The organism is Clostridium bornimense, from assembly GCF_018917145.1.
GTDB classification, from domain to species: Bacteria; Bacillota; Clostridia; order Clostridiales; family Clostridiaceae; genus Clostridium_AN; species Clostridium_AN bornimense_A.
Genome location: NZ_JAHLOD010000074.1, coordinates 1 through 10101, shown reverse-complemented (window position 1 = coordinate 10101; position 10101 = coordinate 1). Strand labels below are relative to the sequence as shown.

At 29.3% G+C, this 10101-nt stretch carries 6 protein-coding genes and 1 tRNA gene; 2 read left to right on the top strand and 5 right to left on the bottom strand.

What is annotated here, in order from left to right; translation table 11 throughout:
• Window positions 1-126: 126 nt before the first annotated feature.
• Together KQI30_RS15725 and KQI30_RS15720 are read left to right on the top strand one after the other, a co-directional pair.
• Window positions 127-834 (top strand): DUF6873 family GME fold protein, encoded by a 708-nt coding sequence (locus tag KQI30_RS15725; protein ID WP_216464296.1) that lies wholly within the window; start codon window positions 127-129, stop codon window positions 832-834.
• A 48-nt stretch (window positions 835-882) separates the two neighbouring features.
• Entirely contained in the window at window positions 883-1077 is a 195-nt protein-coding gene (locus KQI30_RS15720) for a hypothetical protein (RefSeq protein ID WP_216464295.1), read from the top strand.
• A gap of 109 nt (window positions 1078-1186) precedes the next feature.
• On the opposite strand, the gene KQI30_RS15715 is transcribed toward KQI30_RS15720, so the two are convergent.
• The 5 genes from KQI30_RS15715 to KQI30_RS15695 all read right to left on the bottom strand — a co-directional run bounded on the left by KQI30_RS15715 (window position 1187) and on the right by KQI30_RS15695 (window position 9430).
• On the bottom strand, window positions 1187-6688 hold the full coding sequence (locus KQI30_RS15715) for a S8 family serine peptidase (protein ID WP_216464294.1): 5502 nt from the start codon (window positions 6686-6688) through the stop codon (window positions 1187-1189).
• Window positions 6689-7007: 319 nt separating this feature from the next.
• A tRNA-Cys gene (locus KQI30_RS15710) sits at window positions 7008-7082 on the bottom strand.
• Window positions 7083-7461: 379 nt separating this feature from the next.
• A complete protein-coding gene (gene hslO / locus KQI30_RS15705) occupies window positions 7462-8343 on the bottom strand; it encodes an Hsp33 family molecular chaperone HslO (RefSeq protein ID WP_216464293.1) in 882 nt (293 codons plus the stop codon).
• Window positions 8344-8356: 13 nt separating this feature from the next.
• Entirely contained in the window at window positions 8357-9109 is a 753-nt protein-coding gene (locus KQI30_RS15700; RefSeq protein WP_216464292.1) for a class I SAM-dependent DNA methyltransferase, read from the bottom strand.
• Window positions 9110-9169: 60 nt separating this feature from the next.
• Complete coding sequence (locus KQI30_RS15695) at window positions 9170-9430, bottom strand: small, acid-soluble spore protein, alpha/beta type (RefSeq protein WP_216464291.1); 261 nt, start codon at window positions 9428-9430, stop codon at window positions 9170-9172.
• Between the last annotated feature and the right edge of the window lie 671 nt (window positions 9431-10101).

Genomic DNA, 10101 nt, shown 5'->3' with positions numbered 1-10101 from the left:
GACATTTAGGAGTAATTCTATACAGTCTATATAATTTCCAGTAATCTTTAGCATATTGTAGTGAATTTTATTACTGGAAATACATATTAAATTCACTACAAAATTAATTATACGAGGAGATATATTATGAAAATAGCATTTGTTGATGAACGAATTGATGTTGAAGAATTAAAAAATTTAAATACTCTTAATATTAAAGTAATTAAAGTTCCAAAAACAAATCTTACTTATGATGCAGTATCTGGTCATCCTGATATTCTTATGCACATATTCAATAACAAAATAATACTTCATAGAGATATTGATGCAGCTTTTCTCCATAATTTAGAATCTCTTAATTTAAATATATCTTTATCTCAAAAATCAATAGGATACAAATATCCTAATAATATTATCTTAAATGGCGTTTCTACTTCTGAATTTTTTATCCACAATACAAAATATACTGATGGTGAGTTATTAACATTAATAGGTAACAACACTGTTATTAATGTTCCTCAAGGATATACAAAATGTTCTACCGCTGTAGTTTCAAATAAAGCGATAATGACTTCTGACACCGTCATCGCAGAATCCATGAAAAAATTCGGATTTGATGTTTTATTATTACCTCCTGGAGATATCCTTCTCCCTGGGTTAGACTATGGCTTTATTGGTGGTACTTGTGGTCTTATAGATGAGAAAACTCTGTGTTTCTATGGAAGTTTGGATAATTACAAATACGGTAACGATGTTATTACCTTCTTAGAAAAGCATAATGTTAAACCAATTTACTTAAGTGATGGCAAACTTGTTGATAGAGGCAGTATTTTAATTGTTGATACTGAAATTTAGAATAGTATATTATTTGTTTTTTCTCATATTGGAACCTGTTCTACTTAAGTGTTGTTTTTATCAAATCATGAGCCTCCACCACTGTGCCCTGATAAAAAAAGTGAAGGAATTCGAAAGGAGGCGATTTTAGCCCGCGGGAAATTAGAGCCTAAGTATTTAACTATTCAATATCCGATACCAGAAAATAAGAGAATACTTGCTTATAAAGCAGAATTAGAAGCAAAGAAAAAAAGAGCATCATGATAAATGCGACTAACTACGTAGTCGCATCATCATATATCTTTTATTTATTTTGATTGTCTACTTGACAGGAGTCAGATCACTTTCGTGCAACAGCTTTTCATTTTAAAAACTATTTATTTTTTCTTAGTAATAAAACCCCTACTGCTGATAATATTGCTGATAATGTCATCATAACTTCTTTTGATGCTGCAGTTCCTGTTTTAGTTAAAACTTTACCTATATTAGTATTACCAGAGCTTGTAGCTTTATTGTTATTTGTATTAACAACTTTATCTTCGTCTTTGTTTTCCTCTATTATTGTGAACTTAGTGAAATGACTTGTCTCAAATTCAAATCTTGATGATCCATTATTAAATACACCACCATCGATTTTTTCCCAAGATTTCTTGTCTTCATTATAATAGTAAGCTGATAATTTATTTGTATTTAAATCTTTTAATTGGTCTTCTGTAAGTGTTATTGACACTTTTACTTTACTATCTCCAAAATCAGTGATAGCTTTTCCGTCTTTTGTTAATAAAGACATTTCGTAAATTTTTCCTACAGATTTTATATTATCTAAAAGATCGCTATTTTCATAGATGCTTTGTCTAAATACTAACTTTTTAGATTTATTATCATCTAATATTTTCTTAGGAATTGTTACTCTAGTATCATTAGAATCTATAAATATTCCTTTATTTTCATCAGTTAAAGTAGCAGTGTATAAATTAGCTTCTAGATTTTCTCCAGAACTTGCATTAAATATAACATATGGATTTGGTTGTTTTACATCATTTCCATTAACAATAATTTTGTCTCTATATTTTGATTCTGTTGAACTTTGGACTAATGAAAATTCAACTTTTGCTACGTCTGATTTATTACCAGCTTTGTCTATAGCATAAGCTTCTAATGTGTATTTACCAGCTACATCTATTTTTTCACCTTTATATTCTTTTCCGTTTAATGTAACATCAACTTCTGCATCTTTATCATCTACATCAACTTTAGGTTGTACAGCTGTATAATATACTTCTCCATCTTCAACTCCGCTTACAGTAACTACTGGTGCTGTTGTATCAATATCTACATGTGTTTTTGCTACTTCACTTACATTTCCAGCATAGTCTGTAACTCTAGCATATATATCACTAGTTTTCTCTACTGAGAATTCTCCATTATATTCATAGTAGTTTACACCATCGAAGCTATATTCTATCTTTTCTACTTGTTTTTCAGTAGTATCTATTTTTACTTTTGCTGCTTTCTTATCGTTCTTAACATTTATAGATGGTTTTTCAGGAGCAACAGTATCAAGTACTACTGATATTGTATCAGAAACTTCATTTCCAAATTGGTCTACTGCTTCTACAGTAATTGAATTTTTATCTTCATCTAAATTGATGACTTTTGAGAATTCTTTTTCTAATACTGATGAATCTTGTACTGGGAATTTGTCTACAGTTAAAATTGTATCTCCATTTATAGATAATGAATATCCATATAAATTATCACTTATTTTACCACTTACTTTAAAGTCTTTATTATTTGTATAAATATTATTATCTTCTTTTGCTAATGGTAAATCTAAAACTACATTAGGTGCTTTTGAATCATATAGAACTCTATATGCATAGTTCATAACTACAGTATCGTCATCATCTACAGCATAGAATCTAATTCTATTTGTTCCTTGATTTAATTTAACAGAATAGCTGAAAGTTAAATCTTTATTTACCTTTACATCTTGTCCATTAATCTTAAATTCTTTTGCTTTTTTATTAAGATGTCCTTCTATTGTATAAACATCATTTTCAGTATAATCACCATTTAAGATAGAGAATGAATCTAAATTATCTACTTCTACTTTTAGCTTAGAATCATCTCCAGTATTTACAACGACTATTTCTTTAACAGTAGTATTATTACCAGCATCTCTTGCAACTATATTGAATACATTCATTCCAGCAGTTAAGTCTACATCTATACTTCCTTCACCATTCTTATCTAAAGTTATTGCTTTTGTTCCTGATGAAGTAACTATATTTGCATCGACGTTTGTAGCATCAGATACTTTTACTTTTATAGTTAATTTATCTTTATCTGTAGTGTAATATGGTGTTTCACTTCCTAGTTCAGGTGTAGTAGTTATAACTGGTGCTATTGTATCTAAAATAACTTTATAAGTTTTATCTAAGATAACATCGCCATTTTTATTTTCTGCATATACCTTTATTGAGTTTTCACCTTCATTAACTGAAACTGGATAACTAAAGTAATTATCTTTTACTGAAACTTTTTCTTCGTTTATAAGAAGTTTCGATACATTATCAGATGCAGTTCCTTCTATTACGAACTTACCATTAGTTAATGAATTTTCACCTATTACTGTTGTATCTGCTTTTAAGTTTGATAATGCAAGTGTTTTAAGCTCTCCAGCTTTAAACTTTCCACTATCTACGCTTATATTTCCTGCATTATCGATAATAGCCATTGATACTTCATTTACTTCGCCGTCTTCCATGTCTATATCTGCATAACATTGTCCATTTACTTTTGTTATTTGATTTTCATCAAGTGCAGTTGTTTTATTTCCTGATACTACTATAGCTATTGGCATTAATCCTGAGCCATCTTTATCTTCTTCTGTCCAGCTAATTCTATATTTTGCTTTTCCTTCAGCATCTTTATATTGTTCTACTCCTTGGATTTTAAGCTTTGGTGCTACAGTATCAACTTTAACTGGCATGTCCAAAGTTTGTTCCTTAGCATTTTCTAATTCTACTGAATTTGTAACTCTTATATAGTACTTACCATCTTTTACTTTTTCATATTTTCCTTTTGATTTATTATATACTGTACCATCCCATGTAGCACTAGATACTACTGTTCCTGAAGTACCTGATATATAATCTTCAACAGTATTTTTTCTTACATAAGGATCTTTTGATAAGTCTCTTATAACTTTATTATTTTCATCTACTACTTGTACTTTTCTTTCCTTAGAATTTCTTAATGCATATAAGAATGGTGTTACTGTATCTTTAGAATTATCACCATTTGGTGAGAAAGCAGTCTTCTCTTTATCTATACGCATCTCTCCATTAACTATAGTAGTTCCATAATAACTAAATCCTTTTGAAGTTTTTTGTCCAAGTCCTGTTGTACCTAAAAGACTATCATTGGAATCTGTATAATTTGGAGCATCTATTATTGATTCGTCAGACCAATCACCATAGAATCCCATAAGTGGCACTGAAAGTGATGGAGTGTCGTCATCAGTAGCTGTAAAGTGAACATATCCTTCTACAAAGTTATCTTTATCAGCATCTTTAGATATTGTTAATGTTCCTGTTACTTTAGCTGTACTATTTGCTTTTACTGTTACTGATTTTTTATCAAAGGTAACATTTGAATTATCTAAAATAACTTCATGAACATTACCATTTTCATCAGTTAATTCACTATAAACTTCTTCTTCTGATAAATTATAAGTTTTATCTTTATCGCCATAGTTCTTTAATGTTAATGTAAATTTAGTACTATTATCTACTTCCTTTAATGCTAATGAAGCTTTTCCATCTTCGCCAGTAACAATAACATTGTTCTTTATAGCATTCTTAGGATTTATAAGTCCAGCACCTTGTCTTCTTGGTGAATATGGTACCTTCTTACTCTTATCATACTTATCAATAAGTTCTGTTGCTGTATTCATTGCTGAATTTTTAGCAAGTGATACAAGATCTTTATCTTTTACATTCCAATTCTTTTCTTTAATACCTTGAATTATAAGTGCCTCAGAACCTGCTACAAATGGTGATGACATTGATGTACCACTCATAGTTTGATATGAATTTTCATTAGCTAAAGAATATATATCTCCACCTGGTGCTGTTATTTCTGGTTTAAATTCTAGATTTGGTGTTGCACCCCATGAAGAATATTGTGACATGTCATATTCATCACTATTTTTTGCTGTAGAAATACTTGTACCATCGAACTTAATCTTAGCAGCTCCATTATTAGTTTTTTCCATTAAAGTCTTTCCTGATGTATTACCTACAGAAAATACTGGTACAGTTACTTCTGAAGTTATAGACATTGAAATAAGCTCGTCTCCACCGGCTTCATGGTTATATATGATTACTGCTGCTGCTTTATTTGCTACAGCATTAACATATTTTTCGTCAAATGTAATATCACCTCTTTTTATTAAGGCAATTTTACCTGCTACATCTTTTCCTTCAAAATCTTTAGTACTTCCTACACCACAATCTACAATATCGTGATATTCTTTTAATGTTGATAAATCGCTACCTGATACTAAAGAAAAAGCACAATCTCCTTTTTCTCCATTTTCAACTTCATATTTTAAATTCTTTTCTGTTAATGTTGTATTTTCCATAGAAGCTACAGATAAAGAATCTTTTGCTGTTGATGGTGATCCTATAGTAGCTGTATCTTTTAATCCTAATAAATTTTCTGGTTGGTTCCATCCACTACTTGATGTACAAGTTTGTGAATTTCCTGCTGATATTACACATATTGTTCCTGCATCAGTAGCATTCTTTACTGCAATATGTTGAGGATCATCGGGATTAGTAAATCCTGAATCTGATCCAAGACTCATATTAATGACATCAGCACCTAATTTTACCGAATCCTCAATAGCTTTAATTATATCGTCATCATAAGCACCTGAATTAGCAGTATTATTAGAAAATACCTTCATAGCTAATAATTGAGCTTCTGGTGCAACACCTTTAACAGCAGCTAAAGTGCTACATTCTTCATCAGATCCATTAGCCGCTACTATACCAGCTACATGCATACCATGTTGACTTCCATCATCGATAATATTTTCATTATCATCAGCATAGTTATATCCATATGGTATTTTACTTGTAAAATACTTTCCATATGAAAGACTATTTACATCTTTATTTATCTCATCTTTGTCTAACTTTGCTTTACTTTCATCAGTAATTTTTAAATCTTTATGAGTGTAGTCAATACCAGTATCTATAATAGACACTATCATTCCTTCACCTTTATAACCTAAGTCATTCCATACACTTGCTGTATCAGTTATTTTCTTTGCAAATTCCATATCTGGATATGACACTCTTACTTCTGATACAGATTTTACTCCATCTATAGCTCTAATCTTATTTACATTTTTTCTTTTTGTGTTTATTGAAAATCCATTAACTAAGTAACCAAAATTTCTTTTTACTTTTGTACCAGTAATCTTTTCAACTTCCCCTACAATAGAGCTTTGAGATTTTATTAACTTTTCTTCTTTTTTCTTAACTGATGATGTGTACTCATCCTTTTCAACTTTTACTGCTGGTGCAGCTTTAAGTTGTACTATAACCCTAATTTCTTCCTCAGGATTTTCATTATTTTTATTTTCGGATATATTTTCTTTTAAAAGTTCATTTCCTTTTATGTAATTTGAACTTTCTTTGGCATACTCTAAAGATTTTTCACTTATAAGATTCTTTAAAGCATCCTTTGATATTTCCTCCCCTTTTACCTCATATATATCACTACCAATTATCATAGTAAAAAACAATGATGCAGTAGTAGCTAATGATATGATTTTTTTTAGCTTTAATTTTTTCATCTAGTCACCTTCCCTTTTCATATTTTATATATGTTTCCAATTTTAAATTTTATTTAAATTCGTGTAAACATATTACACCCACTCTTTTAATTTTATTATTTTTCTAAATATTTTTGATATGTAAAACGTTTTTTTTGCATCTTTCGACTTAATAAATTAAAGTAATTTTTATTGCAATTGAAATTTTCTATTAAAGAGATGTATAAATGTCATAATTAAACTCTTATGAATGATTTTATTCTATTTTTGTATTTTAATTACAAAAAAAATAATCCATTGCAAATCTAACCTTTTATTTAGACTTACAATGGATTATTTATGGAGGCGCCACCCGGATTTGAACCGGGGAATAAAGGTTTTGCAGACCTTGGCCTTACCGCTTGGCTATAGCGCCATATTAAATTTCATTTACTTTAATATTATATGCTATCTCTTTAGTTTTATTACACATTTATTATAAAGTATTGATTTTTTTTATGCAATACTTTTTTTCAGTACATATGGAGCTAATGAACTCTACGCCTTCCTTTAGTTTTAACTAATAATTGATATTATTAGTTTTGTTTGTATTAGTATCTGTTATAGTTAAGTGGTGGTGGGAAAATCAGTGTACAATTGTACCTCTCACCATAGTCATAGTAAAATATTTCCCTATCAAGGAATTTTAACCTTAGTTTAGAGTTGTGAATTGCCTGATTTATAAATTGAAAAAAAGAGCCATCATAACAAAGTTTCATTTGCTAATTTGATAACTCTTTTTTCTTATATAAAACTTATTTTGCTTTTTCCATTAGTTGTTCCATTTCTTCTGGAGTAAATACATATTTAGTTCCACAGAATGAACATCCTATTTCTTCATCTTTTCTATCTGCTATTATATTAGCTAATTCTGTTTTACCTAATGAAATTAATGCAGTTTCAATTTTTTCTCTTGAACAATCACATCCATAATAAGGCTTACCATCATCATGAATTTTTAAGTCCATATCATCAAAAACGCTAGCTATTATTTCATCAATAGTTTTACCGTTATGTATCATTTCAGTTGTTGATGACATTTCTTCTAATCTATATTGAACTAAATCTGCTAATAATGGATCTGCATCTGGCATCATTTGAATAATAAATCCACCAGCAGCACTAGCTTCTAAGTCTTTATTAAACATTACTCCAACTGCAACTGCTGAAGGTGTTTGTTCTGAAGTTGTAAAATAGTAAGCTACATCTTCTCCAACTTCTCCTGTATAGATCTTAACTTGACCTACATATGGATTTTTTAATCCAAGATCTTTAATTACAGTAAGCATACCGTCTTTTCCAATAGCCCCTGATACATCTATAGTACCATTTTTTCTTGGTGGTAATTGTACATTAGAATTACCAAGAATTCCTTTTATTCTTCCGTCAGCATACGCTGTAACAGTAATACCTTTTATAGGTCCGCCACCATCTATTTTTAATGTTAAAACATCTTTATCATTTTTAAGCATAGCGCCCATAAGAACTCCTGCTGTAAGCATTCTACCCATGGCACAAGATGCTGTTGGTGTTGTTTTATGTATTCTAATAGATTCATTTACTAAATTTGTAGTAGTAGCTCCAATAATTCTAATAGCTCCATCTTTTGCTGTTGCCCTAATGATTCTATCTTCCATTATACTCCACTCCTTATCCTTGTTGTGCTTTTTTTATGATGTATACAATTCTTTCACTTTTTTCAGTAACATCCTTATCTGTATAATTTTCAACCTTCTTTAAAATATGAAAATTACACTGTTTTATTAAAGCTTCTATCTTTTCCTCAGAGTATCCTCTTTCTTTATGTACTTCATCAACTCTTGTATAGATATCATCTTCTTCTTTAATAAAAAAAGTTAGTTCCATAGTTACTATATCATCATTTAGTGTATTATTCCAACAATAAAATACATCATCATTATCAAAACTATATATATTGTTACCTAAAATTTCTGTTATTTTATAATAAGAGTTTATATCAAATATAAATATTCCATTATCATTCAATGAATTATAGGCTCTCTTGAACATCGATTTTAACCCGTCTTCTTCAATTATATAGTTAATAGAATCTAGACAACAAGTTATAAGATCAAAAGTTTCATTTACTTTAAACTCAGTTATATCTTGATTTAAAAACTTAGGTCTAAAGTTCATATTTACTATTTTATCTTGTGCGATACAAAGCATTTCTTCTGATAAATCAATACCATAACTATGTTTGAAATTTTTGTAAATCTCAAAGGTTAAATTTCCACTACCACAAGCTAAATCTAAATAATTATTAAAATTTATATCATTTATTTTACATTGTTCTAAAATAAATTTAGCATATTCTTTGTAATTAATATCTTCATTTATTAGTTGATCATAAATTAATGCAAAATCTCCATAAGCTTCCATTACTTTTCTCCTCAATTTTCTTACTATATATAATTATAAACAATTGAGAAGTTAATTCAACTATTCACCTTTTTCTCTATTAATTATATCCTCATTTTTAGGAATCTTTAGTTGTTTTTTTCTTTTAGTCATTATCCCACCAATTCTACCTGTCTCCTCTGCTGTAAGTCCTCCCCAGCCTAATTTATCTACCTTTTCACTAAGTCCTAGTTCTGAAGCTATTTCATATTTTAAATTTTCTCTTACCTTTTCTAAATCTGATAACTCTCTATTAGATTTCAATTTTGATTTAATTATTTTTTTTAAGGGAGTTTTACTCATAACTATACACCTCTTTTAAGCGAAATTATTCATGCAGTTATAGGTTGCCCACATAAATACCCCCTTATACACGATTTAAAATTAATTCACAATTCAATCAATTCACAGTTCACAATTGTGGTTAATTTTCCCCGGTGGGTAAAATATCATATATTCAATTCACAATTCATACAGTTCTCAATTCACAATGAATGTTAATATAGATGTTTAGTGCGTATGTAAAACTATTATACTTAAGTGTTGTTTTTCATAAATCATGGGTTTCTAGTCTAAGCTACATGAAGGTGCAACCTTCATTAGCCTATCGTAATAGTTCTATATCAAATACAGATACCTTAAATAAACTAACTTACTCTATACACAAAATTGTAACACTTAAAATCTCAGAAATTCCCCCAAAGGGAATTTCATCCACAACTGTGCACTGTGCACTGAAAACTGTGCACTGCTTTACTGTGCACTCAATGTCGTCAAATTAAGGAATGTTTATAAATTCCATATAACTTTTTTATAATATCACTTTAAAGATATCAGAAAAAATGGTATACTAAATAAATCCGCGGTTAAACGGACTTGTTTCTAGTATTTGGATTTTACAATCTAAATACAGGATTTTTGGTTGTAATGGTGCGTTTTCCGAGGGTGTGTGTGTTTTCGCTCAATAGAACGAT